The organism is Catenuloplanes japonicus, from assembly GCF_000717135.1.
Taxonomy (GTDB): Bacteria; Actinomycetota; Actinomycetes; order Mycobacteriales; family Micromonosporaceae; genus Catenuloplanes; species Catenuloplanes japonicus.
In genome coordinates this window covers 15,338-41,764 of sequence record NZ_JNXY01000016.1, presented here as the reverse complement: position 1 = coordinate 41,764, position 26,427 = coordinate 15,338, and the positions used below count along the sequence as shown (strand labels likewise).

Genomic DNA, 26,427 nt, shown 5'->3' with positions numbered 1-26,427 from the left:
CGAACGCGGTACGGAGGGTGACCATGCAGCGACGGCGGACCGCCGCAGGCCGCGAGCAGCAGCTCGGCCTGCTCGACACCGCACGTCAGGACGCCGCGTCCGGCGGTCGTTTCGCGCTGGTCACCGGCGCGGCCGGCAGCGGTCGCAGCACGCTGCTCGACGCCGCGGCGGACGCCTGGGCCGCCGCCGGTGCCGCCGTCCTGCGGGTCCCGCACCCGGACGGTGTGGACTCCTCCGCCGGCTACGCCGCGCTGCTGGCCGTGGTCCGAGAGCAGTACGAGCGCCTCGCCGACCCGCAACTCGCCGGCCTGCTCAGCACGATCGGCACGCTCAGCGCGCTCGGGCCCGGCCCGCACCTGGCCACGCTCGCCCAGGAGACGTCCGCCGCGTTCGGCCTGATCGGACGTCGGGTCCCGACCGTCATCCTGGCCGACGACGCGGACGATGCGCCCGGCCTCACCGCCGCGCTGGCCGCCGCGGTCCGCGACGGCTGCCTGGTGGTCGCGACCGCCCGCGCCGCCGAGGGCCGGCTCGCCGCGCTCGCCGACCTGGTCGTGCCGCTGCCGCCGATGGGCGTCGACGCGGTCCGCGACATGCTCGGCCAGCGGTACGGCGCGCCGCTCGACGAGAGCGTGATGACCGCGCTGCACATCGCGCTCGGGCCGCTGGCCGGACACCCCGCCACCGTGCTGCTGACCACCGACGAGCTGGCCGGCTCCGGGCGGCTGCACGTCGCCGACGGCCGCCTCTGCCTGAACGACCGGCGCGCGCCGATCCCGCTCCCGGCCGCCCATCCGCTGTCGGTCACGATCCGCGATCGCGGCACCGTGGCGGTCCGGCTCGCCACCATGGCCGCGGTCACCCGCTTCGGCCTCGGCGACGTGGAGCTGTTCGCGGACGCCACGCTCGGCAGCCTGGACGGGCACGGCTGGATGCTCGACTCGCTGGTCGAAGACGGCGTGCTGATCGCCACGCCGCACGGCGGCTTCCGCCCGCGCAGTCCCGGTCTCGTCGCCCGGCTCGGCATCGACGCCGGCCCGGACGCGGTTGCCCGACTGCACCGTGCGTACGCGGCCGCGATGTTCCGCCGGGCCGGCGCGGGCCGGCCGGCGGACCGGGCCACGCTCGCCGACCACGTCACCTCCGCCGGCGTGGCCATGCCGACCAGCCGCGGCACCGGCGTCAGCCTCGCCGTCACCGCCGCCGAGGCCACCGACACCGACCCGGACCGCGCCGCCGACTGGCTGCGCGCCGCGCTCTGGCACACCGGCGGCGGGCGCGCGGCCGACGACATCCTGGCCCGGCTGCTGCGGCTGCTGGTGCGTACCGGCCGGTTCGGGCAGCTGGCCGAGGTCGTGCAGCAGGCGGGCGCGTTCACCCGCCGGGTCGATGACCTCGCCGCCGCGGCCGCGCTAGCCGGGCTGCACACCGGCACCCGGGACGTCTTCCCGCCGGTCTTCCCGGACGTGAGGTCCACGCTGGTCACGGCCGAGGAGTTCGCGGTCGTGGCCGGAGCGGTGGGCGCGGGGGCGGACACCGACCGGCTGCTCACCGCCGGTACCCACGGCGACCTGGTGGAACTCTTCCGGCTGACGCTGGGCGAGCAGCGTTACGGCATCCCGGCGGACGGGCCGCTCGCGGCGTACCACCACCTGCACGCCTGTTACGCGCGCGGCGACCTGCCCGGCGTGCTCTCCGCCGCCCGCGAGACCGACCTGACCGGCACGGCCCCGGCCGTGCGCCGCCTGGCCCGGCTCTGGGGCGCCGAGGCACTCGGTCTGCTGGGCAAGGCGGACGAGGCCGTGTCCTGGATCGACTCCGTGCCGGACGAGGCGCCCTATGCGGCGCTCCGCTGGTGGGCGGCGAACGGCCCGGCCGGCGAGCCGCGCTCCGCCACCGAGGCGGCGGAGCGGCTGGCCGGCGCGCGGGCGGCCCACGCGCGCCAGGTCGCGCACGGCAGCCGGATCGGCGTCGAGCAGCTGCTGGTGCGCGCGGCCGTGCTCGCCTCCCGGTTCGGGCTGGACTTCGCGGCCGACGCTGTCACCAGCACCGAGACGACGCTGCTGACCGGCGCGCTGACCGGCCGGGACGCGGACGCCGCGGATCGTGCCGCCACGCTGCTGCGCGAACGGGGCCACCGTCCCGCGCTCGCCCAGGCCGCGCTCGCGCTCGCCCACGTCGCGGACGAGCCGCGCGGCTGGCTGATCGAGGCGCAGACCGTGGCGGACACGATCGGCTCACCGTGGCTGAGATCCGCGGTCGCGGCCGCGATGCGCGAACACGGCGTGCGCCGCCCCCGCTCCCGGACCCCGCAGGCCGCGTTCAGCGCGGTCGAGATGCAGATCATCGAACTGATCCGGCGCGGCCGCACCAACCGCCAGATCGCCGCACAGGTCCGGATGAGCGAGAAGACCATCGAGAACTACCTGACCCGCCTGTTCGCCCGCACCGGCTGCAAGTCCCGTGTCGAACTGGCCGCGGCCAGCCTCACCACCGACATCCTCGGCGCCACGTCGTGAGCGCGGCGGAGGCCGTCCTCGCCACGCTCACCCAGCCCTCCGGCCCGGTCCTCACGCTGCTTAGCGGCCCGGCCGGGATCGGCCGTACGCACGCGCTCGGGCAGGTCCGGGACGCGCTGACCCTCGCGGACCGGCCGGTGCTCGACCTGCGGCTGGCACCCGAGGACCGCGACGAACCCTGGTACCTGGCCGGGCGCCTGCTCGCCGGCCTGGCCGCGCTCACCCCGGTGGCCGGTGGAGCGGGCCGGCCCCGCGCGGTCGTCGAGCCGCCCGCGGCCGCGCTGGTCCGCGCGCTGCACCGCCGACCCGGCCTGGTCATCCTCGTCGACGACCTGCAATGGGCCGATCCGGAGTCGGCCGGAGCGCTGACCACCGCACTGCACGACGTGGCGCGCGCGCCGGTCCGGTGCGTGGCCACGTTCTACACCGGCGGCAAGCTTCCCGCCGGCCTGCTCGCCGGCTTCGCGGAGCTGCGCGCGGCCGGACTGGCCCACGACGAGAGGCTGCGCCCGCTCAGCCCGGCCGAGGCCGACGCGCTGGTGCACCGGCTGCTGAACGCCACACCGCACCACGCGCTCCGGGCCAGGCTGCGCAGGCTCAGCCGGGGCCGGCCGGGCGCGCTGATCGCGTCCGTGCAGGGCTACCGCGGTTCCCCGATGCTGCGGGTGACCCACCGGCGGGCATACCTGACCGATGCCACGGCCATGCCCGACATCCCGGCCGACCACGACCTGCTCGCACCGGTACGCCGCCTCGGCCCGGCCACCGGCCGGATCGCCCGCGCGCTCGCGGCGCTGGAACCGCTGGGCGACGCCGTGCCCACGCTGATCGCCCGCGCGTGCGGCATCCCGCCGGACGAGGTGGACACGGGCCTGGCCACGCTGCGCGACGAAGGTCTGGCCCACGACCACCGGATCACCGTGCCCGCGACGGCGATAGCGCTGCGCAGTGGACTCGGGCCGTACGAGCGACGCCGCCTCGCCCAGGTCGCCGCCGAGGCGATCTGGTCCGGTGAGGCGAGCTGCACCGACCCCGGCTTCCTCCCCGACCAGCTGGCCGTGGCCGGCACGCTGGTGGACGCCCGGCGCGCACTGACCACCCTGCGCGATCACGCGTCCGCCGCCGCGGTCCGCGCGCCCACGTCCGCCGCCCGCTGGTGGGCCGGCGCGGCCGCACTCAGCAGCGACCCGGTCGACCGCGCCGAGGCGCTGCTGGCGCTCGCGGCCGCGGACATCGGCGCGGGCCGGCACACCAGCGCCCAGATCTCGCTCCAGCACCTGCTCACCGACCCCGCCTCCGCGCTGACCGGCCCGGCCCGCGAGGAGGCGGAGCTGCTGTCGGTCGCCGCCGCCCGCGCTGCCCGCGGCCTCGACGCCGTCCGGCCGATCGCGTCCGGCGAGCCGATGCCGGGCGTTGTTCCCACCCCCGCCGGAGCGCCGGAGCGCCGCGCTGTTCCGGTGGCCCATGGTGATCCCGTACGGACCGACGCCGCAGGCGACGTGGCCGATGGCGCCGGGCGTGCCGAGTCCGTGCGGGCCGATGCCGCGGGCGAGGTGTCCGGGGTCTTCGGGCGTGCTGATGTCCGTGCGGCATCCGTGCGGGCCGAGGCTGCGAGTGAGATGTCCGGGGGTTTCGGGTTGGCCGACATTCGTGCGGCGTCCGCGCGGGCCGAGGCTGCGAGTGAGATGTCCGGGGGTTTCGGGCCGGCCGAAATCCGTGCGGCGTCCGCGCGGCCCGATGCCGCCGAGGGCTCCGGGCGCGCCGGCATCCGTGCGGAATCCGCGCACACCCATGTCCCGGGCAATGCCGCGCGTGCCGCCGCACTGTGCCTGCTCGACCGGTGGCAGGAGGCCGGGCGGGTGCACGCCGCCGCGACCGGCCGGGCCGGCCCGGGTGCGGACCTGATCGGCGCCCAGATCGCCGCCGTCACCGGCCGGCCCGCGAGGTCCATCAGGACCATGGTGGACGATGGCGGTCCCGGCGCGGCCCGCCGGCGCGCGGCCGCCGCCGTGGAGCGGGTCGGCCTCGCGCTGGTGACCGGCGACCTGGCCGCCGCGGACCGCGGGCTGGCCGCGACCGGGCTGACCGCCGCGAGTCTGCCCGCCCCCGAGCGCTGCCTGTTCGACTGGCGTCGCGGTCGCTGGCCGGAATCGCTGGACGCGGCCATGCTCAGCCTCGCCGCGCACCTGGCGGCCACCCGCCACACCGGTCACGCGGCCGTGCACCGCGCCGCCGCCGAGATCCTGCTCGCCACCGGCTGGCCCACCCGCGCCCGCACCGTGCTCGACGGCGCCCGCGCGGACGTGCCGCTGCCCCACCTGCTCGCGCCGATCGAGGCCGAGTTGGAGTGGGCGCTCGGCGACGCCGCCGGCGCGGTCCGGATCACCGGGGACGCGCTGGCCGCCGCCGCCCGCCACGGCCTGATCATCGGCACGGACGAGCTCTGGACCGCCGCGGCCGAGTATGCCGCCGAGCGTGGCGACCAGATCGCCGCCGCCGAGGCTGCCGCGTCCGCGACCGCGGTGGCCGGCGTACTCGGGACCGACGCGGCCGTCCTGCGCGCCGCCGTCGCCCAGCTGATCGCCGCCGGCCCGGCGCCCGCGGATCGCGCGCCCGGTTCCGCGAAGCCCGCCGAGGCCGCGGACGACGTGGTGGCCGCCGCCCGTGCGCTCGGTCAGCCCTACGAGCTGGCCCGCACGCTGGAGCGGGTGGTCCGCTGGACCGGCCACCGTCCCGAGCTGCTGTCCGAGGCCTACGAGATCCTCGGCGACCTCGGCGCGATGCTGCACCGCTCCCGGATCCGCCAGGCCATGCGAGAGCACGGTCTGGCCGTTCCGGGCCGCGCGGAGACGCTCGCCGAGGGCGATCAGCTGCTCGCCGCGCTGGTCGCCGAGGGTCTCTCCAACCGTCAGCTCGCGGCCGCCACGCAGAGCAGCGAGAAGAGCGTCGAGGGCCGCCTGTCCCGCCTCTTCACCCGCACCGGCTACCGCTCCAGAGTGGAGCTGGCGGCCGCGGTGCTGGTCGGCGACTACCGCATCGGCTGACCGCGACCGCCGTGGAGGATCAGGAGCGCTCGGGCGAGATCAGGCTGGAGAGCGGCAGGTCGATGCCCTTGGCGCGGTGCTTCCACCTACCGGCCTCCACCACCAGCACCTGGTCGACCGGCGTGCGGTCGTAGGAGCGGCGGGGGAGCAGGAGCGTGACGCCGTTCGCGACCAGTTCGGGGAGGCGGGAGCGGATGGAGGTGAGTGCGACCAGACCGGCGGCGCTGGCGGTGACGTCGATCGCGCGGCCCTTCGACACCTGCAGGTGCACCAGGCGTTTGCCCTCGGTCACGGCCGGGCGCTTGGTGTGCAGCTGGATGAAGTCGCCGTCGGGCATGGCCGGCGCTTCGGGGATGAGCGCCCACGCGGCGGCGGGCCGGTCGGTACGCGGCCAGGTGATGACCTCGTTCGGCATGCCCTCGGTGCCGTGCCGGGCGCCGGTGCTGCGCAGCACGATCGGGTTCGGCTGCACCTCGACCTCTTCGCCGGGGCGGCCGTCGTCGCCGATGAGGTACGCGGTCTGCAGCGTGGCCTGGTCCAGCCAGCCGGCCGGCAGCAGGTAGGTGCCGCTGGACAGGTGTTTCAGGCCGGCCGGCACGTTCTCGGCGCGGCTGAGGTGGACCGCGCCGCCGGCTCCGACGCGCAGGCAGAGCAGGTGGCGGCCGGGGGCGGCGCCGGAGACGCGTTCACCGTCCAGGTGTGCGACCAGGAACAGGTTCGGCGAGGGTACGCCCTCGACGGCCACCCGCTGCGGCGCCCAGGTGGAGGAGAGCCAGAGGCGTACCGGCTCCGCGTTGACCTCGGGCTGGTCGGACAGCCAGCGGACGCCGTGCGGGCGGGTGCCCCGGCCCGGCAGGGTCAGCGACGGGCGCGGGCTGGGCGGCGGCAGCACCCGGTCCGGCGGCGGTGCGGCGGCTGCGGGCTCGGCGGCCGGGGGCGGCGGCGCGGCCTGGGTGCGGGGGGTGTGGCGGCGGCGGGGGATGAGCCAGCCGTCGTCGTTGCGCCATCGGCCGGTGTCCACGGTCGCCGGGTCGGCGGCGCGCAGCCAGCGGGCCGGGCGGCGCTGCTCGTCGACCGCGCGGGCCAGCCCGTCGGCGACCACGACCTCCGCGCCGGGGGACAGGGTCCAGACCTCGACGCCGAGTTCCGCCTCGAGCACGCTCAGGTGCTCGCGCAGGCCGTCCGTGCGTTCCGGCGTGACGGTGGTGAGCAGTTGCAGGTCCTCGCTCTTCCAGCCGGAGCCCTCCAGCAGCGACCGCAGGCCGGCGGCGCCGACCGCGAGGTTGCTGCCGTCGCCGTAGCGCAGGGCCAGCCGGCCGTCGTCGAGGACGGTGAGGTCGATCAGCATCATGCCGGGTTCGGCGGACAGTTCGTCGTACCGGTCGTCGACGTCGCGGCCCACATTGAGCAGCGACACCCCGCCGATCGCCACCACCTTCGGGCCGCCGTGCGGGGCCAGCCGGCCGTCCGGGTCGGTCTCGAATCGGTCCTGCTCCGGGGCGTGCGGCGGCCGGTACGCGCGCCAGCCGACCACGGTGCCGTCGCGGTCGCGCGCGGCCAGGTCGCGGGAGCCGCGCAGCAGCACGGCCTGGCCGCCCGGCTCGGGCGTCCAGATCACCGCGCCGGTCGCCTCGGCCAGCGCGGTCACCTCCGCCTCCAGGCGGGTGCATTCGCCGGCGTCGTCCGGCCAGCGCAGCCACAGCCGGACGTCGCCGCCGTAGAGGTAGAGCGAGGAGAGCGCCGCGGCCACGTCCCGGCCGGAGACGCGTCCGCGCTGGTCGCCGGTGCGGTCCATCCGGTACGTGGTCAGCCGGAACCCGCCGTTGCGGGTGGCCAGCGCGACCGTGACCAGGTCCGGGTGCCCGAGCCCGAGCCGGGCGGCCGCAGCCCGCCGGACCACGAAGTCGTCCCGGTTCGCGAACTCCAGCCCGCCCGGCAGCGGCAACGAGACCAGCCCGGATCGGTGCAGCACCAGGCCGCCGGCCAGGTCGAACCAGCCGGGCAGCGTGGTGGCCAGCCCGGCCGGCTGGATCAGCACCCAGTCCACGACCTCGCCGCTGGCCCGGTCGACCGGCACCGCCTCGGCGCGCGCGGTGCCCGGCCCGGCCAGTCGCTCCACAGTGGCCCCGGCCGGCGCGACCAGGATGTCGCAGCCGAGCGCGTCCGCGACCCGGCCGAGCAGCGCCGCGTTGCGGGCGCCGTCGTCGACCAGCACGCGCAGGTCACGACCGGAGACGCCGGACGCGTGCGCGTGATCGGCCAGCTCCTCCGCGGTGAGCGCGGCGCCGGCCGCGTCCGGGCGGGCCAATCCGCCGTCTGCGGTGCGGGTCAGCACCAGGTCGCACAGGCCGTCGATGGGCAGCGGCAGGTCCAGCGCGGAGAAGGGGTCCGGTGCGGTCTCCGGCTGCTGCTGACGCATGGGTGGCAACGCTCCTCGCTAGCTCGCGCGTGACTGGACGGTGGTCTGGCCGGCCTCGGACGGTACCGCGTTGCCGAGGCGCACCGACCACCGTGCGGCCGGCCCTTCGCCGATGACCACAGGCACGGTACGGCCCCGGCTGGCCGGGATCGCGCGCAGCCGGGTGTAGAGCGCCGCCGCCTCGGTGGCGTCGCAGATCACCACGCGTGTCCCGGTCGCCGCCCGGTCCGCGTGCAGCTCCGCGATCGAGCCGACTCGGCGGCAGCCGTCCGGGACCGCGTCGCCCAGCACGTCGCCCACGACCGTGACCTCGGCGGCCGTGGCGAGCTGCCCGGCCAGGTCACGGCCTTGCACGCGGCAGGCGTCCGGGTCGCCGCCGAGCACCAGCACGTCCGGCGCGACGGTCAGGTCGACCCAGAGCCGGCGTCCCTGGTGGGTGCCGAGCACGACCGGCGCGCTGGCGGGTGGCGGCTTCTCGCCGTCGGCCAGCCAGCCGTGCGCGGTGCCCCAGCGGGCGGGCCGCGCGCCGATCAGCCGCGCGGTCGACGGAACACCGCCGCAGATCAGGTCCGTGACCACGGCCGTGAGCGGGTTCGACGCGGCCTGCGGCATCAGCTCGGCCAGCGCGCCGCCGGGCCGGGGCAGCGCGAGCGCGGACAGGAACGACTTCTCCGCGGGGCTTTCGAAGGACTCGGTGGCCTGCTCCGGTGCGGGCGTGGTGACCGGCGCCGGCGGCGCCACGGGGGCCGCCGGCACCGGGGGCGCGAACGTGGGCGACTCCGGCACGGGCGTCTGCGGAAAAGCAGGCTCCGGGGGTACGGCCGGGGCCGGCGCCGGCATGGCCGGGACCGGGGCCGGTGGCGGCGGGACCGGGGCCGGCGGCGGCAGGGCTGGGACCTGGGGCGGCAGGGCCGGGACCGGGGGCGGCGGGGGCAGGTTCGGCATCGGCGGTGGCGGCAGCAGGGCCTCGCGCGGCAGCGGGACCGACTGTGGCGCGGCCCAGTGGCCCGGATCCGGTGTGGCCGGTGGCGCGGCCCACTGCCCGGGATGCGGCGCGGCCTGCGGTGCGGGCGGTGGCAGGGGCTGCAGCACCGCGGCCGTCCGGGCCTCGTTGCGCCGGGCCTTGTTCTCGCGCCGTTTCTGCGCGTCCGGCAGCGTCCCGGTCATGATCACCTGGGTTTGGGCGCTGCCGCCGCTGGCCTGCGGCGAGAGCACGACCTGTCCTGCACCGCTCGCGGTCGCGGCCCTGGGCCGGGCCGAACGGCGCCGGGACGACAGGGCCAGCTGCGCCCAGACCAGCAGCAGCACGGCCAGCACGATCAGTGCCACCCGCAGCGCCATCGGGGACTGCAGGAAGTTCAGCGTGTCCGCGTTCTCGTCCGGCGGCCGTCCCGCGTTCGCGTCCTCGGCGGGCGCGCCGGTCTCCTCCGTTCCGGCCGGCGGGGTGGTGGCCGGTGGCGCGCCGCCCGCGGCCGGCGGGGTGCCGGTGCGCACGCCGGTGCCGGACGCGTCCGCGGGCAGCACCAGGATCCAGCCGGGCTTGAGCGTGGTCGGGTCGGTCATGGTCTCGCCGTCGGGCTGCAACCGGCCCTCGTTGAGCTCGAAGATCTCGTCCTGGCGCTTGCCGTCCTTGAGCGTCTTCGCGGCGATGGCGAACAGGTATTCCTGCTGGCCGTTCACCGGCGGGCCGACCACGTAGTACTTGCCGGTGTCCTCCACGGCGCCGGCCCGGATGACGGCCGCGGGCGGTGGGGCGGCGAGCGCGGGGGCGGGGACGACCGGCGCCGTCAGCATGGAGAGAATGCCGAGCACCGCAAGTCGTCGTCTCATCGTGCCATCGTCCTTCGCCGGGTTCGGTGCAGCGGTGCCGGGGTCGCGTTGTTTCGGGTCCGTGACGGAGCCGAGCCGCGCCGGAAACTTCGATCGAGCGATGTGTTAACTCCGGATTATTCGTGAACCGGAGGGTTTCCTCCTCCGTTCTCAGGATGTTCTTCCGATCCTGGAGGGGTTATGAGCGGAATTACACCGCATTCACCGGGCGAGAGCAACGTGGCCGAGACCTGTCGCGAGGCCGCGGCCGGCATCGGCGCCCAGCTCGATCTGCTCCGCGGCCACCTCGCCGGTCTGGATCCGGCCCGGCTGGGCATGTCCGCGGGCCGGCTGCGGTCCCTCATGGCGGGCTACGACATCTACGCCCGCATGCTCGACGACGCGCTGGCGGACATCGCCCGTAACGTGCAGCACCCGGCCGGCCCGCGCCGGTCCGATGTGGAGCTGACCGGCGGGGAGTGCCGGTGACCGACGGCCGGCCCGACGCCGACCTGGCCGAGGTCGCCGCCTCGATGAACGCGCTGGCGGCGGACGTGACCGCACGCCTGGCCGCGCTGCGTGACGAGCTGGCGCCCACGCGTGAGCAGTGGACCGGCGGCCGGCTGTACCTGGGGCCGGTCGACGAGTGGACGATCGCGGTGGACGGGCTCTTCGGCCCGGCCGGCGTGCTGAGCGTGCTGAACGATGCGATGAACGTCACGGCGCCGGAGCTGCCGTCGGCCGGTTGGCAGGCTGAGGGCGAGTGAGGGATGCTGCCGCGGTACACCGGACGCCGGAGGGGAGTGACGCCGCGATGACCGTCGCCACCTGTGCGGACGGCCGCATGCGTACCCTCGTGGGCTTCCTGGCTCTGGATCGGGTCTCCGACGCGGAGCGGGAGACGGTGGCCGCGCATCTGGAGGCCTGCGACGCCTGCCGCGTCGAGCGGGACGAGGTCGAGCGGATCGTCGCGATCCTGGCCCGGTTGAGCCCGGCGGACGTGCGCGAGCTGGTCGCCGAGTTCGGCACCGGGCCGGGCGGCGCTCCCGGGCACGTGACCACCCCGGGTGACCAGCTCTTCGGCGCGCCCGGCGCGCCGCGTCCCGCGCTCGTCGCCACTCCACCGCGGAGCGTGCCGGGTCCGGAGAAGACGGTGCCGGCCCCGGCGAAGCCGGTCGTTCCCGCGCCGGCGCCGGTCGCGGTGATCCCGCAGCCGAAGGTCGCGGTGGGCGAGGGCTACCTGCCGCCACGACCGGCCACCGGCCCGCTGGCCCGGGGCCCGCACTCGCATCGGCGTGCGCGCCGCAAGCGCCTCCGGATCGCGGTCGGGCTGTCCGGCGCGCTGGTCGTCGCGCTCGGCACCGTGTTCGCGATCCGGCCGTGGGACACCGCCGACGGGCTGGGCCCGGTCATCGCGGTCGCGGACAGCGGCGACGATCTCAGCGGCGTGCAGATGAACGCGATCATCTACGACGACGGCGGGCAGGCCGGCGTGCACCTCACCGCGGGCGGGCTGGACCCGGCGGTCGACTACCAGCTGTTCGCGGTCACCGGCGACGGCGAGGACCTGCTGCTGGGCCGGCTGACCGGCGCGCCGGGCGGCGGCACCTACACCGGTGAGATCGCGTTGCCGGTGGACGATCTATGGTCTTTCAGCGTGCGGAAGGTCGACGGCACGATCATGATTTCGGCGGACGTGGTGATGGGCTCGCCGAGCCCGGGCGAGGGGGCGCCGAAGTGAGTGCCGCGCCCCGGACTGAACCAAGGTTTGGGCAGTTCAGCGTAGCCAGCGAGGTCAGGTATCCGATGAGCTCCACCCACCCGTTTCAAGATTCATCGGGAAATCACCCACCAAAGATGAACTCGGCTCCTGAACCGCTCGTTATCACTCCCATGGATCCGGCCAGTGGTAACACCCTGCCCGGCGAGGCGACGCGCGTCCCGACCTATGACGATGCGCTCCGGCTCGCTTACGAGACGCACGGCCCGATCCTGCTCAACTACCTGCTGCGCCTGACCATGGGCAACCGCGGCATGGCCGAGGACATCCTCCAGGAGACGCTGATGCGGGCCTGGAACCATCCGGAGGCACGCACCGAGGACGGGCAGTGGAGCCGCGGCTGGCTGTTCACGGTCGCGCGGCGGATCGCCATCGACCACATCCGCTCCGCCCAGGGCAAGCCCACCGAGCAGCTGGACGAGCGGGCCGAGTCGCGGCACACCGCCGCGGACGACATCGACCGGATGATCAACACGCGTGAGGTGCGCAGCGCGGTCGCCCGGCTGCCGGAGCGGTTGCGCAGCGCGCTGATCGAGATCTATTTCCAGGAGCACTCGGTGGCCGAGGCCGCCCAGAATCTCTCGGTGCCCGAGGGCACCGTGAAGTCCCGCACGTTCTACGCGCTTCGCGCGCTCCATGAGGATCTCACCGCTCGCGGCTTCCACGTCTGACGGCAGCCGGAATATTTACCCATCGCCGTGAACCGGTGTGCCCCCCGCACCGTTCACAGAGCACGCTTCGGTGGAGAGGGAAACCAACCGTGAGAGTCAGATCGCTGCTGATCGCGATTCGTTCGGCCTGTGTGCGGGCCTGGCGGTCGTTGCGGACGACGCGGCAGCGCGTCGAGGCGGGTGTGGCCTTCGTGGCCGCGGTCGCCTGCATCATCGCGGCGGCCATACAGGTCGGTCCGGCGCTCGCCGAGACGAAGATCGAGGGTGAGCCGGTGCCGGACGCCCTGCTCGCCTCGATCGTGGTCGGCACCACGTCCTGCCCGTCGCTGACCGGCCCGCGCCTGGCCGCGCAGCTGATGGCCGCGTCCGAGTTCGAGCCGGGCGCGGTGAGCGACACCGGCGAGGGCCTGGCCGGCATGAGCTCCGACGAGTGGAAGCAGTGGGCGCCCTGGCCCGAGGCTCAGCGCTCCGACTCCCGGGCCAACGTGATCGCGCTCGCGCACCAGACCTGCGAGCTGGTCGGCCAGATGCGCGCCGCGGACGTCTCCGGTGACCACTGGGAGGCCGCGGTCGCGGCCGAGCGGGTCGGACTGAAGGCCGTCACCGCGGCGAAGGGCGTTCCGGACAGCGCGTCCGAGCACGTCGACACGGTCGTCGGGTACGCGAACTGGTACGCCGACCAGCCGCAGTTCGGCGGCGACACCGAGCCCGCGGTCGCCGCGTCCGCGTCCGCCCCGGCCGGCGCCAGCATCCCGGAGGAGTACGTCGACGCGGTCCGCAAGGCCGGCTCGACCTGCGGCACCGTGGTCACGCCGGCCCGGGTCGCCGCGCAGCTGATGGCGCTCTCCTCGTTCAACCCGAACCTGAACAGCGACAACCGGCAGGGCATCGCGCAGTTCACCACGGACATGTGGAAGATGTACGCGCCGTCGAAGACCGCGTCGCCGTGGGACGCCGAGGACTCCATCGCGGCGCTCGGCACCGCGATGTGCGACCTGACGAACCAGTTCTCCGGCATCGCGCTGCAGGGCAAGGACAGCGCCGACGCCTACACGCTCGCGCTCGCGGCGTACCAGTGGGGGATGAACACGGTCCGGGCCGAGGGCGGCGTGCCGCGCAAGGCGGCCGTCCCGCAGCTCGCCGACCAGGTCGACGTGTTCCTGCCGGTCTACTCCGCCGACACCCGGCTCTCCGCGAAGCCGTCTCCGTCGCCGTCCACATCCGCTTCGGCCTCGCCCACGCCGGCCGCGTCCGCCACCCCGTCGGCGACGCCGTCCGCCTCGAAGAGCCCGAGCCCGGCCGCCCCGTCGCCGGCCGCGCCGAGCGCGAAGGTCTGGGACCCGGCGATCTCCTGGCAGTTGACGAACGAGCTGAGCGGGCGGGTGATCGAGGTGCCCGGCACCGACAACATCACCACCGGCGGCACGAACATGCAGCTCTGGGACAACCTGCGGGAGAAGGACCAGTTCTGGCACATCGCGAACGCGGCCGACCCCGCGTACGTGGTGATCACCAACGCGCACACCAACAAGGCGCTGGGCATGCAGAACGGCGGCGTGGACAACCAGGTCGAGCTGGTCATGCTGGACCCGGCGTTCGCCGACACCAATCAGCAGTGGAAGCTGGTCGCCGCCGGCGGTGAGCGGTACTTCATCATCAACCGGAAGAGCGGGCGGGCGCTGGACATCAGCGGCGACGACTGCTGTGCCGGCAACGGCGCGCGCATCCAGCAGTACGACCTGCAGGACTACGCGGTCGACCAGCACTGGGCGCTGACCCGATGAGCCGCGTCCCGCACCTCGGCAGGCACCGGCTGACCGGCGCGGTGGTGGTCACGCTGGTGGCGGCGCTGCTCGGTCTCGGCTCTGCCTGGCCGGCCTCGGCCGGCGTCGCCGCCGACGAGTACGTGCTCTACTACACGGTCACGTCCGGCCAGGGCAGCCCGGAGAACCTCGGCACGATCGCCGAGCGTTTCCTGGGCGACTCGGGCCGCTCCGCCGAGCTGTTCAACCTGAACTCCGGCCGCAAGCAGCCGGACGGCGGCGCGCTCAGCGACGGCAACAAGCTCACCCCCGGCTGGTACATCGTGCTCCCGTGGGACGCGGTCGGCGCCGGCGTGCAGTACGGCGTCCTGCCCACCGGCGCCCCGGCCCCGGCCACCACGCCCGCGAAGCCGGGCGCCACGCCGACGAAGAACGGCGGCGGCACCAACCCGGGCGGCACCAACAACGGCGGCACCAACAACGGCGGGGGTACGCCGGTGCCGCCCTCACCCGGGACGAGCGGGAGCCCGAGCCCGGCCGTGGCCCCGCCGGTCTCCCCGCGCGGCCCGGCCGAGCCGTCCGGCAAGTGCATCACCGGCACCGTGGCCAGCTCGCCGTCCAACTGGGCGTTCGTGCGGCTCGCGCCGGAGCAGGCCTGGGCCGCCAGCCGTGGCATCGGCGAGATGGTCGCGGTCGTCGACTCCGGTGTGGACGGCAGCAAGGCGCAGCTCAGCAACAAGATGTCCACCGGGGCGAACATCGTGACCGGCGAGGGCCGCGGCGACACCGACTGCCTCGGCACCGGTACCGCCATGGCCGGCCTGATCGCGGCCAAGCAGGAGGGCGAGACCTTCGGCGGCATCGCCCCGGACTCGGTGATCATGCCGGTGCGGGTGGTCACCGACGGCAAGACCGCGGAGGAGGCGGACCAGGCGGCCGCGATCCAGGTCGCGGTCTCCGCGGGCGCCACCGTCATCGCGCTCGGCGGCTATGTGGATCCGACGCTGCCGTCCGTGACGAAGGCGATCGAGTCCGCGCTGTCCAAGCAGATCATCGTGGTGGCCGGCGCGCGTACCAACGGGGCCGCGCTGCCCGCCGACGTGATCACGGTCGGCGGCGTCGGCCAGGACGGCAAACTCGTCGAGGAGTACGCGGCGGACGCGGTCGACGTGGTCGCACCCGGTGCGAACATCTCCAGCCTCGGCGCGGGCAGCACCAAGACCTTCGTCGGCACCGGTACGCAGTACGCGGTGGCGATGGTCGCCGGGCAGGCCGCGCTGGTCCGCTCCTCGCACCCGGACCTGTCGGTCACCCAGGTGGCCCACCGGATCGCGGTGACCGCGGACAAGATGGGCGAGGCCCAGCCGGACCACCGGTACGGCTACGGGATGATCAACCCGGAGGCGTCGGTCACCAAGACGCTGGCCGACGAGACCGTGCCGATCAACAGCCAGAACCGGGCGGTCGGCGACGTCTCCGGCGGTGACGGCGTGCGGATCGCGTTCGTGCTCACCGTCCTCGCCGGGCTGGCGCTCAGCACGCTGCTGGTCTTCCGCGTGATGCGCAGCGTCAACCGCGCCCGCGCGGAGAAGGACGGCTCGGACCCGGACCAGACGACGTTCAGCGACGGGAGCCCGCCGGCCTCACCGGCGGTGTGATGGATCAACGTCATCGGGCGTGAACTTTCGCCCAGGCGGTCTCGTTCACAGTAGGACTTGAGGATCGCGGGGGCGGCCACGCCATGAGGGCTGAGGGGGTGGAAAGCACATGACAGACGACGTGTGCGCCGAGCCTCAGCTGCGTAGCGCGCTCGGCCTGTACCTGTCCGGTGTGCTGCACGACGAGGAGCGGACCGCGGTCGAGCTGCACCTGGCGCACTGCGCCCAGTGCCTCGCCGACGCGGAGGCGCTGGGCGAGGCCGTGGCGATGCTCGCGCTGCTCACCGAGGACGACCGGCGCGAGCTGGTGGACGAGTTCGGTGTGCGGGCCCCGGGGGCGACCCCGGAGCCCGCCCCGGTCACGCCGGTCACGCCGGTCGCCTCGCCGTCGGTCGCGGTGCGCCGCCCGGCCCGCGGACCCGGCGGTGGTGATCGCCCCGCCGGGCGCCCGAGGTCCAGCCGCCGGTCCCGCCTCACACTGGCCGGCGCCGGGCTCGGCGTCGTGCTGCTCTTCGCGGCCGGCTTCGCGCTCGGCCGCCCGCTGGTCGCCGGCTGGCTCGGCGCCGGCGACTCGGTCACGCTGGTAACCAACGCGGCGGACCAGACCACCGGCGCCTCACTCACGGTCACGCTCTCCCAGCAGGGTGAGAAGGTCACCATGGAGGCCACCGTCGACGGACTGCGCCCCGGCGCGTTCTACCGGTTCTCCGTCACCGACCTCAACCAGAACACCCAGGAGCTCGCGGCGCTGACCGGCACCGGGAGCGCGCAGACGGTGGAACGGACCAGCCCGCTGCCGTTGGACCGGGTCGACCGGTTCAGCGTCACGGCCGAGGACGGCTCGCTCGTCGTGGTCGCGGTGGTCGATCGCGACTCGGCGTCCACCGGCCCGCGCTGACGACTCGCGGGGGTTTTCCCGCAAACTTCGCTGTTCGAGGGTTGGGTACGCCCTGGTGGCGCATCCGAGCTGGGAATGTCCGGCTCGGAGCACTGGGCGATCGTCAGGTGAGGAGGGCGGCCGGATGGACGCGTTGCGGGCTGCCTGGAGGTCCCTGCGGCAGACCGGGCACGCTGCCGACCCGGGCGTGCAGGTCGAGTGGTTCGGGTCCGGTGTGATCATCTCCGCGGACAACGACTCGCCCTATCGGCTGTGGCAGCTGCTCACGGCCGCGGCCGTACCCTCCGATGATTTTCTGATCATGCCGTCCGGTCGGGCGCTGCGGCATCCGTCCGGCTATGACGTGCTGCGCGCGACCACGCTGCGGGCCGCCGAGGAGAGCGGGCGCTCGCGCATCTGGATCGCCGCCTCCGGGCTCGGCCGGCCGGACCACGTGCACGCGGGCTGGCTGCAGGAGATCGCGGTCGGCACCGGCGTGCAGCTACTCGCCCCGGACGGCCCGATCGAGTCGACGCCGGACGGCACGCTCTACGTGGCGGGCGCGACCGGCGCCTGGGGCTGGCGGTCCTATCTGGAGGAGGGCCGGTGCCCGGTGGCCGGCAACCGCTTCCCGCTGCCGGACTGGGAGCGGGTCCTGCCGGACCAGTCGATCGCGGTCGGCGGCGGCATGTGGCTCGACCCGATCCCGGCCGGTGTGGCACTGCGCGCCGGGGCCGTGCCGACCACGCCGGACGACCCGATCTTCCGGGTGCCGGTGGACCCGGACGGCCCGACGCTGGCCATCCGGCACTTCGGCGCGCCGCCGGCGGACCCGGTCCGGATCGTCGAGATCTTCTCCACGCTGCCGCCGCGCATGCCGGTCCGCGTCGAGATCCGGCACGCCACCGGCCCGCTCCCGGACGCCGGCTGGCTGGACGCGCTGACCGCCGCGCTGGGCGGCGGCCGGGTCGCGGACCCGGACGGCCCGCGCCGGACCCGTCAGGTCATCTTCCGGCCCGCGTCGCTGCTGGAGCTGGGCTGGCAGCGGACCGGGCGGCGACTGTTCCGCAGCCACACCGAGCCCCGGCTGCTGGCCGAGGTGATCCCGGCTGGCATCCTGATCCGCCCCGAGGGCATGTACACCTCCGAGGGGCTGGCGATCTTCGACCCGCGCACCCGCACGCTCACCGTCGGCGCGGGCGGCATGACCGCGTCCGCCGCGCTGGTGGAACCGCTGAGCCGGATGCTGGAGTCCGCCCCCGCCGACCCGATCGGCCCGGTCCGGCTGGACCTGGCCGGCGACGCGGAGCACGTGCTGCGCGAGCGGTTGTTCGAGGCGGCACTGCGCGGCGGGCTGCTGGTCGGCGGCGAGGCGTATGCGGGGGCCGCGCCGGAGACCGCCGAGGCCGAGCCGGAGCAGGTCTTCGCCGCGGTGGTGCCGTGGGCGGGCTACGACGTGCTGGAGAGCGGGTCCGGTCAGGAGCCGTTCGTGCGGTACGAGGAGCAGACGCCGGTGTTCGGCCAGTCCGTGCCGGCCGAGTCGCCGAGTTGGCCCGCGCCGATGATGGCCACGATGTCCGGGCCGTCCGTCCCCTCGGAGCCGACCGCGACACCGGCTCCGGTGACGGCCGCCGAGCCGGCCACGTGGCCGGCCACGCCGGTTCCGGCTGCGGTTCCGGCTGCGGTTCCGGCTGTGGCGTCGGCTGTGGCGTCGGCCTCGGAGGGCGTGCCGGTCGTGGCGCAGGCGACCGCGCAGGCACAGGCCGGCCCGCCGGCCGGGATGACGTACCTCCAGCCGGGACAGCGGCCGGCGGCCCCGGCGGCACAGCTGCCCCCACCACTGCCCGTGCCGCCTGCTCCGCCCGCCCCGCCTGCTCCGCCCGCCCCGCCCGTGCCGCCGGCGGCACCCGTGCCGGCCGAGTCGTTCCCGGCCGGCGGGTCGCCGGAGCGGAGTGGACCGCAGATCGCGGTCTCCTCCGGCCCGGACCTGCCGTCCGTGCCGAACGCGGCACCGGAACCGGCGGGTGTGGCACCGGAGATCGCGGCGACCCCGGCCCGGCAGCGCGGCGGCCTGGACAGCGAGCCGGAGGACCAGCAGCACTTCCAGGCCGGTCTCGGCCGGAACTTCAACGACTCGATCACCACGGTGAACGCGGCGCTGGCGGCCTGGCCCGCGCTGCGCCGGGACATGTCGCCGGCCGCGAAGACGGACCTGGTGGCGGTGCGCACGTACCTCGCACACGCCCAGTACGGCTCGGCGACGCTGAACTCGGCGCTGCGCAGCCGGCAGCGGCCGCCGCTGAACGGATACGTGGAGTGTCTGGTCTCCGGTCTGAACCGGCTGCCCCCGTGCCGTCGCGCGATGGTGGCGCAGGGGCGTCTGCCGGTGCCGGCGGCCCAGCTCTACCAGGAGGGCGTGATCCTGGTGGAGCCCGGCTTCCGCAACGCGGGCGGCTCGCTGACGCACACCGTGCCGGGAGCGGACGTGGACTACCTGATCTGGTCCCGGAGCGCGCGCCAGATCGGCCCGCTCAGCGATTTCCCCGCCTTCGACGAGGCCGTGTTCCTGGCCGGCACGAGATTCAAGGTCCTGGCGGTACGCGGGGAGACCGGCGAAGCCAAGAAGAAGAAGGAGATACAGGTGCCGTCGAACGCGGTGCTGTTGCGCGAGCTGCTCCCCGGCGAAGAGGCGTCGGGGTCCGGCCTGGACGACACGGACAGAAGCGTGCTCAGCCGCCTGGAGCGGTCGCTGACCCGGCGCCGTGCCACCGGCAACATTGAGCCGATCGAGGATCCGGAGCTGGTCGGCCGCCTGCTCGGCCCGCCGCTGGGTTACCTCGACGCGCCGGGGGCGGCCCGATGAACGCCGCGGTACGCCTGCTGCTGGCGGCCGGGATCACCGGCGCGGCCGTGGTCACGCTGCCCGCGCCGGCCCTCGCGGCGCCGAACCCGCAGCCGGAGGTGTCGAAGGGCGCCTGCCTGCCGCCGCCGGTCAGCACGGACGGCGAGATCCCGTGGGCGCAGCGCCAGCTCGCCCCGGAGCGTGTCTGGGAACTGACTCGGGGTGCCGGCATCACCGTGGCCGTGCTCGACTCCGGTGTGGACGGACGGTCGCCGCAGCTCGAGGGCCGGGTGGACCGGGGGCGGGACACGGCCGGCACCAGCGGCCGGGGCGACAGCGACTGCCTGGGGCACGGTACGTTCGTGGCCGGCATCATCGGCGCCGCGGCGGTCAAGGGCGCGGGCTTCGCCGGCATGGCGCCGGACGTGAAGATCCTGCCTGTCAAGATCACGTACACCGCGGAGAACGGCCCGATCCCGGCGCTGGCGGAGGGCATCCGGAACGCGGTCGACGGCGGCGCCCGGGTCATCAACATCTCGGCCGGCACCGTCACCAAGGACGCGGGCGTCGAGGCCGCGGTCCGGTACGCGCTCGAGCGGGACGTGCTGATCGTCGCCGCCGCCGCGAACAACACCGCCGGCAAGGGCATCGTGGAGAACTACCCCGCGTCGCTGCCCGGCGTGCTCGCGGTCGGCGCGATCGACGCGAACGGCCAGCGGGCCGGCTTCTCCCAGGAGGGCGCGGCGGTCAGCCTGGTCGCGCCCGGCGTGGACGTGGTCTCGATCGGGCCGGGCGGTCCCGGGCAGTGGAAGGGCAGCGGCACCAGCTACGCCACGCCGTTCGTGGCCGGCACCGCCGCGCTGGTCCGTGCGTACCGGCCGAATCTGACCGTCGACCAGGTGCGGCACCGTCTCCAGGCGACCGCGGACTTCCCGGCCGCCGCGCTGCCGGACGCGGGCGTCGGCTGGGGCGTGGTGAACCCGCTCGCCGCGGTCGCCACCGTGCTGCCGGAGGAGGGCCTGGCCGGCAACGCGGTCCCGCGCGTGCAGCCGGCCCGCGCGCCGGAGACGCTGAACACCGACTCGGTCGCGCCGATGCTGACCTTCGCGGTGGCCACGCTGGTCGTGATCGCCACGATGGCGGGGCTGCTGGCGGTGCTCGGGCCGGTCGGTCACCGCCGCCGCTGGGCCCCGGCTCGCGAGGCGATCGCCAAGGACGAGCAGCCGCCGGCCCGCACCTACTGATCCACTCAGGACAGCCGCTCCCGGGAAGGGGGCACCCGGCTCGGCCGGGTGCCCCCTTCCCGGCATGCGATCGGGGTCCTGCCCTTGCCCTTGCCACGGCGGAACCGGCTCCGAGCGACGTGCGGAGCGCCAGCGGAGCCCGACGCGAGGTTGGCCCGCGGGAGCGTGCGGGCCGCCACCACCGCGTGAGCGGGAACATCGGTTCGGGGTTCGTCTCGGTGCGCTGTGGTCTTCCGGGGTGAGACGCGGAACGTGCGGCGGGTCCGAGGACCCGCCGCACGTTCTGGTTCCGGACGGTCAGCTCGCGGAGATGACCGGGGTCTGCACCAGGCGGACGGTACGGCGGCGGTCGATGTACTGCGCGCGGCCGGTGGGCAGCACCTTCGGCTTGACGGTGCCGAGGAACGAGCCCTCCTCACGCGGGCAGGACAGCAGCATGGCCGGGGCGCCGAGCTCCCAGGAGCGGCGGATCACCTGGTTCATCATGGCCCGGGACGCGCCGGCGGTACGGCGGGCCACGATCAGATGCAGGCCGATGTCCGCGCCCTGCGGGAGCAGCGGCAGCAGCACGTCGATCGGCGTCTCCCGCCCGCCCTCGGCCAGCTCGAAGTCGTCGACCACGACGAAGTAGCGCGGGCCGGTCCACCAGTCGCGACGCGGCAGGCGGTCCGGCGTGATGTCGTTGCCGGGGACCCGCTCCTTGAGCGTCGCCGCGATGTCCTTGAGCGTGCTCTGCAGCGCGTCCGCCCCGACCGAGTAGCCGGTCTGGTACTCCTGCGGAACCGCGTCGTAGAGCTCGCGACGGAAGTCTCCGAAGACGATCCGCACGTCCTCCGGGGTGAAGTGCGACGTGATGGACCGCGCGAGGTACTTCAGCAGGTTCGTCTTGCCGGTCTCCGCGTCACCGAAGATCAGCATGTGCGGGCTGAGATCGAAGTCGTGCCACATCGGCGCCAGCCGCGCGTCGTCCAAGCCGACCGCGATCTTCGGATCGGTGGTCGGGGTGGCCGCCTCCGGCGCCGGGAGCGCGTCCGAGGGCAGCTCGGACGGGAGCAGCCGCACCTTGGGCGCACGCGGCGCGCTGCCGGACGCGAGGATGTCCACCAGGTCGGCGGTCGCGTCGCTGAGGCTCTCCTCGTCGCTGTCGCCGTCGATGCGCGGCAGCGCGCTCAGGAAGTGCAGGCGTTCCGGCACGATGCCCCGGCCCGGGATGGCCGGCACTGTGGCGGCGAACTTGCTGTTGATCTCGGAGTCGATCGCGTCGCCGAGGCGCAGCTCGAACCGGGTGCCGAGCACGTCCCGCAGCCACGGGCGCATCTCCGCCCACCGGTTCGCGGCCACGACCAGGTGGATGCCGAAGCTCAGGCCACGCGCGGCGATCTCCTGGAATCGGCCCTCCAGCTCGTCGAAGTCCTGCCGGACCGTGTACCAGCCGTCGACGACCAGGAACACGTCACCGTACGGGTCCTTGCCCTTGACCTCGCCGCTCGCGCGCAGCCGCCGGTAGTTCGCCATCGAGTCGATGTTGTTCTGGCTGAACAGGTTCTCCCGGAACGCCAGCAGGTTCGACATCTCCTGCACGGTACGGCTGACCCGGTCCCGGTCGAGGCGGTTCGCGACGCTGCCCACGTGCGGCAGCCGGCTCACCGAGGAGAGGCTTCCACCGCCGAAGTCGAGCATGTAGAACTGCACGTCGCGGGGGGAGTGGGTGAGCGCGAGCGCGGAGATCAGCGTGCGCAGCAGCGTGCTCTTGCCTGCCTGCGGTCCGCCGACGATGCCGACGTTGCCCTTGCTGCCGCTCAGCTCCGCCAGCAGCAGCTCACGGCGCTGCTGGGCGGGCATGTCGAGCAGGCCGACCGGGACCACCAGCGGGGGATATCCGCCGGACGGGACCAGGCCCCGCTCGTCGTCGTCGAGCAGCGGCGGCAGCAGCCGGTCCAGCGTGGCGGGCTCGCGCAGCGGGGGCAGCCACACCGTGTGCGCGGCCGGGCCGATGCCGCGCATGCGCTCCAGCATCACGTCCGCCAGCACCGGCGGCTTCTCCTCCTCCTCGAACTCCTCGGTGTCCTCCTCCGGCTCCTGCGGCTCGATGTAGTCGGTGCCGAAGGCGAGCAGCCGCGCCGGTCCGCCGCCCACGGTGGCGCGCGCCTTGGAGGCCCGGTACGGCCCGGACGAGTACGCGCCCTTGAACCGGGTCAGCGTGTTGATGTCCGAGCGCAGGTAGCCGTTACCGGGCGCGTTCGGCAGCTCGTACGCGTCCGGCACACCGATCACGCTGCGGCTCTCCATCGCGGAGAACGTGCGCAGACCGATCCGGTACGACAGGTGCGACTCGATCGAGCTGATCCGGCTGTCGTCGAGGCGCTGGGAGGCGAGCAGCAGGTGGACCGCGAGCGACCGGCCGAGGCGGCCGATCATCGCGAACGTCTCGACGAACTGCGGCTTGCTGGTCAGCAGCTCGCTGAACTCGTCGACCACGATGAACAGCGCGGGCAGCGGCTCCAGCGGGGCGCCGCCGGCCCGCGCCATCTCGTAGTCGCGGCGGGACGCGTAGTTGCCGGACGCGCGCAGGTGCTCCTGCCGGCGGGTCATCTCACCGGTGATCGCGTCCTGCAGGCGGTCGACCAGCTCGGCCTCGTCCGCGAGGTTCGTGATGATCGCGGAGGTGTGCGGGATCCGGTCGAAGCCGAGGAACGCGGCGCCACCCTTGAAGTCGACCAGGATGAAGTTGAGCTCCTCGGACGAGTGCCGGACCGCCATCGCCAGCACCAGCGTCCGCAGCAGCTCGGACTTACCGGAACCGGTGGCGCCGACCATCATGCCGTGCGGGCCCATGCCGTTCTCGGCCGCTTCCTTGATGTCCAGCTCGATCGGGTGCCCGGCGGTGGAGATGCCGATCGGCACGCGCAGCCGGGCGGTCGGGCCACGACCCCGGCGGTACGCGGCCAGGTCGAGGTTGTCCACGTCCGGGATGTTGAGCAGCCCGGCCAGGTCGTAGTCGGTGGCCAGCGGCTCGTCGGTGTCCACCGCGCCGGTGCCGATCCGGTACTTCGACATGCCGCGGGCCAGCGAGTCCACCGACGGGACGCCCAGCGAGTCCGGGCGGCACAGCTCGGTCCGGCTGGGCTTGCCGAGGTGGTCGAACGAGACCATCTCGACGAGGCTCTCGGCGACCTCCAGGAACAGCGTCTGCGGCCGGGACTGCCAGGCGATCGCGCCGCCCAGGTCCAGGATCACCGCGTTGCGGTAGCCCTCGGAGGCGACCCGGTGGTCCGGCGGCATCTGGAGCCCGTCGAACACCACGATGGTGAACGGCTCGGACGTCGTCACCGGCGTGTCCGGCTCGAACGCGGGCCGGGATTGCAGGCCGACCTCGGCGAGCAGCTTGTCGGCCTCCTTCGGGTCGGTGGTGAACAGCCGCCGCGGGCCCGCCGCGTCCGGCGTCTCGTCCGCCTGCGCGTGCGGCAGCCACTTCACCCAGTCCCACTCCTCGCGGAACTGGTCGGCGACGCCGAAGACCACGCGCAGGTCACCGGGGGCGTGCGCGAAGACGGCCTGGGCGAGCAGCGCGCGCACCATCGGGCGGGTCGCCTCCGGCGTGCCGTGCAGCTGGACCCGGGCGTACCCGCGCAGGTAGATCGCGATCGGCGCGTCGGCGAGGCTGGTGTAGGCGCGCAGGAACCGGCGCAGCGCGTGCGCGGCCATCGGCTCCAGTTCGTCCACCGGCTTGGTCGCGGGCGCCTTGAGCCGCATCGTCGACCGGCGGTTGCCGATGCCGATCCGGACCTCGCCGAAGTCCTCGTGCGCGGTGCGCCGCTCCCACAGCCGCTGGCTGAGCGCGGCGGACCACAGCGAGTGCGGGTCCGGGTGCAGCCAGCGGGCGGCCCGGTGCTGGTCCACCAGGGACTTACGCACCTTGCGGCGGGTCTGGGTCAGGTAGCGATGGTAGTCCCGCCGCTCCGCGTGCATGCGTTCCTTGTGGTCGCTGGCGTTCCGGAAGAACGGCACGATCACACCCGCGGCGACCGAGACGACCATCAGACCCATGCCGAGGTACGCCAGCGTGCCGGCACCCGCACGCACGAAGACCAGCATCATCGCCAGTGAACCCATGGCGATCGGGATGTAGAGCCAGATCTGCCCGATGCCGCCGGCGGCGGGCTCCGGGACGACGGGCGGCTCGTGCAGCTCGATCTCCCCGGCGGGCGCCACCGGGCCGGCCCGGCGTGGCCGGCGGACGAACGCGACCGTACCCAAAGTGTGCTCCTGAATCCTCTGCGGGGGTGCCTCGTGAGGGTTATCCCCCGGGCCGCCGGTGTCACGCGCGTGCGCGCGCGTCAGAGGCGGCGTTCCGGTTAGCTTCACGGCCGGATGCAGGGCTGGAAGGGGAACCGGAACCACGGATGGAAGAGCCCACACAGCGTCGCACGGCAGCGCCGGTAAGGCTACGGTTTGTCCTGGGGCAAAACGTGACAGATGTCGCGGTGCCGGCCGAGGTCGCGCTGATCGACGTGCTGCCCGCGGTCCTACCCGCGTTGCAGCCGGACGCCGCGGACCACGGCACCGACCACGACGGGTACGTCGTGCAGCGCTTCGGACAGAAGCCGCTGGACGAGGAGAAGTCCGCCGCCGAGCTCGACCTGCTCGACGGCGAGACCGTGCACATCCGCCCGCGCGCGGCCGCGTTGCCGCCGATCGACTTCGACGACATGATCTCCGGCATCGCCGATCAGGTCACCAACCACGGCGACCACTGGACCCCGGGCCGGCTGCGCGGCATGCTGCTCGGCCTCGCCGGGCTGTCCATCCTGCTCGCGTTGCCGGTGCTCGGCCTCAACGGCCTGCCGCTGGAGCGCGCACTGGCCTCGATCGGCCTGTGCGTGGTGCTGCTGACCGCGGCCGGCGTGGCCAGCCGGGCCGCGCTCGACCCGGTGGTCGGCACCATCTTCGCCGGTGCCGGCGCGGCCTACGCGGCCGTCGCGGGCTGGGCGTTCGCCACTTACGCGCTGCCCGACGCCGGGTGGGCGCTGCCGGTCGCGACGTCCGCGATCGCCGCGCTCACCGCGCTCTGCGTCGGCCTGGCCGCGGTCGCGGACAGCGCGCTCGTCTTCACCGGCGCCATCGCATTCACCATCGCGGTCGGCGTGCCGTCGCTGGTGGCCGCCTACACCGGGTACTCGCAGCAGGACATCGCCGGCATCACGCTGGTGATCAGCCTGGGCGTGATGATGGGGCTGCCGCTGATCGCGTTCCGGCTCGGCGGCTCCTCGCTGCCGATGCTGCCGGGCCGCGCGGACCAGCTCAACGAGGACATCGACCCGGTGCCGCACCAGCTGGTGGTGGACCGGGGCAAGGCCGCGGTGAGCTACCAGTCCGCGCTGCTCATCGGCGTCTGCCTGGCCCAGGCGCCGCTCGGCCTGATCCTGGTCGCGCCGGGCGGCCCGTGGATGCTGCTGTTCGCCTCGATGTCGGCCGCGCTGCTGTTCCTGCGCGCCCGGCACCTCACCACGGCGGTCCAGCGGTGGGCCGTGCTGGTGCCCGGCACCGTGATCACGATCGGCGTGCTGATGCGCTGGCTGCAGGATCAGGAACTGCTGATCCGGGCCGCGGTGGCGCCGTTCATGCTCGCGATCGGCCTCGCGTTCGTGGTGGCCGCGACCATCGTGCCGGGGCGGCGGCTCCGGCCGTACTGGGCCCGCGCGGCGGACATCTCGGAACTGGCGATCGCGGTCGCCATGCTGCCGGTGCTCGGCGCCGCGCTCGGCGTCTACACGTTCATCCGGCACTGGGCCGGCGGCTGA

General features: G+C 74.4%; 15 protein-coding genes. 12 read left to right on the top strand and 3 right to left on the bottom strand.

Annotation, left to right across the window (positions count from 1 at the left end; genetic code table 11):
- Positions 1–23 precede the first annotated feature (23 nt).
- Positions 24–2,519, top strand: a complete 2,496-nt coding sequence (locus OP04_RS22120; protein ID WP_033341704.1) for a helix-turn-helix transcriptional regulator — start codon at positions 24–26, stop codon at positions 2,517–2,519.
- Positions 2,516–5,563, top strand: coding sequence for a hypothetical protein (locus OP04_RS49965; protein WP_051798642.1), 3,048 nt, complete (start codon positions 2,516–2,518; stop codon positions 5,561–5,563). The genes OP04_RS22120 and OP04_RS49965 overlap by 4 nt, the downstream gene beginning before the upstream one ends.
- 19 nt (positions 5,564–5,582) lie before the next feature.
- On the opposite strand, the gene OP04_RS48580 is transcribed toward OP04_RS49965, so the two are convergent.
- Both OP04_RS48580 and OP04_RS49960 read right to left on the bottom strand, forming a co-directional pair.
- Positions 5,583–7,982, bottom strand: coding sequence for a hypothetical protein (locus tag OP04_RS48580; protein ID WP_035086576.1), 2,400 nt, complete (start codon positions 7,980–7,982; stop codon positions 5,583–5,585).
- A gap of 18 nt (positions 7,983–8,000) precedes the next feature.
- A complete protein-coding gene (locus tag OP04_RS49960; RefSeq protein WP_157240170.1) occupies positions 8,001–9,812 on the bottom strand; it encodes a hypothetical protein in 1,812 nt (603 codons plus the stop codon).
- A gap of 219 nt (positions 9,813–10,031) precedes the next feature.
- Between OP04_RS49960 and OP04_RS22100 the strand changes: the two genes are divergently transcribed.
- The 9 genes from OP04_RS22100 to mycP all read left to right on the top strand — a co-directional run bounded on the left by OP04_RS22100 (position 10,032) and on the right by mycP (position 20,626).
- Entirely contained in the window at positions 10,032–10,280 is a 249-nt protein-coding gene (locus OP04_RS22100; RefSeq protein WP_033341703.1) for a hypothetical protein, read from the top strand.
- Positions 10,277–10,558: a hypothetical protein gene (locus tag OP04_RS22095; RefSeq protein ID WP_157240168.1), complete on the top strand. Its 282-nt coding sequence runs from the start codon at positions 10,277–10,279 to the stop codon at positions 10,556–10,558. The genes OP04_RS22100 and OP04_RS22095 overlap by 4 nt, the downstream gene beginning before the upstream one ends.
- Positions 10,559–10,605: 47 nt before the next feature.
- Complete coding sequence (locus OP04_RS22090; RefSeq protein ID WP_033341701.1) at positions 10,606–11,532, top strand: anti-sigma factor; 927 nt, start codon at positions 10,606–10,608, stop codon at positions 11,530–11,532.
- Between the two features lie 152 nt (positions 11,533–11,684).
- Entirely contained in the window at positions 11,685–12,242 is a 558-nt protein-coding gene (locus OP04_RS22085; protein WP_051798638.1) for a sigma-70 family RNA polymerase sigma factor, read from the top strand.
- Between the two features lie 89 nt (positions 12,243–12,331).
- Positions 12,332–14,026, top strand: coding sequence for an RICIN domain-containing protein (locus tag OP04_RS49955; protein ID WP_157240165.1), 1,695 nt, complete (start codon positions 12,332–12,334; stop codon positions 14,024–14,026).
- A complete protein-coding gene (locus OP04_RS22075) occupies positions 14,023–15,663 on the top strand; it encodes a S8 family serine peptidase (RefSeq protein ID WP_051798634.1) in 1,641 nt (546 codons plus the stop codon). The genes OP04_RS49955 and OP04_RS22075 overlap by 4 nt, the downstream gene beginning before the upstream one ends.
- A gap of 109 nt (positions 15,664–15,772) precedes the next feature.
- On the top strand, positions 15,773–16,561 hold the full coding sequence (locus tag OP04_RS22070) for a zf-HC2 domain-containing protein (protein WP_033341700.1): 789 nt from the start codon (positions 15,773–15,775) through the stop codon (positions 16,559–16,561).
- Between the two features lie 124 nt (positions 16,562–16,685).
- On the top strand, positions 16,686–19,403 hold the full coding sequence (locus OP04_RS22065) for a hypothetical protein (protein ID WP_033341699.1): 2,718 nt from the start codon (positions 16,686–16,688) through the stop codon (positions 19,401–19,403).
- Positions 19,400–20,626 (top strand): type VII secretion-associated serine protease mycosin, encoded by a 1,227-nt coding sequence (gene mycP / locus OP04_RS22060; protein WP_085066669.1) that lies wholly within the window; start codon positions 19,400–19,402, stop codon positions 20,624–20,626. Before OP04_RS22065 ends, mycP begins: the two co-directional genes overlap by 4 nt.
- Positions 20,627–20,923: 297 nt before the next feature.
- Here mycP and OP04_RS22055 read toward each other — a convergent pair whose 3' ends face one another.
- Positions 20,924–24,883, bottom strand: coding sequence for a type VII secretion protein EccC (locus OP04_RS22055; protein WP_033341698.1), 3,960 nt, complete (start codon positions 24,881–24,883; stop codon positions 20,924–20,926).
- A gap of 146 nt (positions 24,884–25,029) precedes the next feature.
- Here OP04_RS22055 and eccD point away from each other — a divergent pair, with 146 nt between their 5' ends.
- Complete coding sequence (gene eccD, locus OP04_RS22050; protein ID WP_033341697.1) at positions 25,030–26,427, top strand: type VII secretion integral membrane protein EccD; 1,398 nt, start codon at positions 25,030–25,032, stop codon at positions 26,425–26,427.

What these genes read in the sequence shown, in the direction of transcription:
- OP04_RS22120 (WP_033341704.1), top strand. Translation starts at nt 24, where the DNA reads ATGCAGCGACGGCGGACCGCCGCAGGCCGCGAGCAGCAGCTCGGCCTG.
- OP04_RS48580 (WP_035086576.1), bottom strand. Translation starts at nt 7,982, where the DNA reads ATGCGTCAGCAGCAGCCGGAGACCGCACCGGACCCCTTCTCCGCGCTG.
- OP04_RS49960 (WP_157240170.1), bottom strand. Translation starts at nt 9,812, where the DNA reads ATGAGACGACGACTTGCGGTGCTCGGCATTCTCTCCATGCTGACGGCG.
- OP04_RS22090 (WP_033341701.1), top strand. Translation starts at nt 10,606, where the DNA reads ATGACCGTCGCCACCTGTGCGGACGGCCGCATGCGTACCCTCGTGGGC.
- OP04_RS22085 (WP_051798638.1), top strand. Translation starts at nt 11,685, where the DNA reads ATGGATCCGGCCAGTGGTAACACCCTGCCCGGCGAGGCGACGCGCGTC.
- OP04_RS22075 (WP_051798634.1), top strand. Translation starts at nt 14,023, where the DNA reads ATGAGCCGCGTCCCGCACCTCGGCAGGCACCGGCTGACCGGCGCGGTG.
- OP04_RS22070 (WP_033341700.1), top strand. Translation starts at nt 15,773, where the DNA reads ATGACAGACGACGTGTGCGCCGAGCCTCAGCTGCGTAGCGCGCTCGGC.
- OP04_RS22065 (WP_033341699.1), top strand. Translation starts at nt 16,686, where the DNA reads ATGGACGCGTTGCGGGCTGCCTGGAGGTCCCTGCGGCAGACCGGGCAC.
- mycP (WP_085066669.1), top strand. Translation starts at nt 19,400, where the DNA reads ATGAACGCCGCGGTACGCCTGCTGCTGGCGGCCGGGATCACCGGCGCG.
- eccD (WP_033341697.1), top strand. Translation starts at nt 25,030, where the DNA reads ATGGAAGAGCCCACACAGCGTCGCACGGCAGCGCCGGTAAGGCTACGG.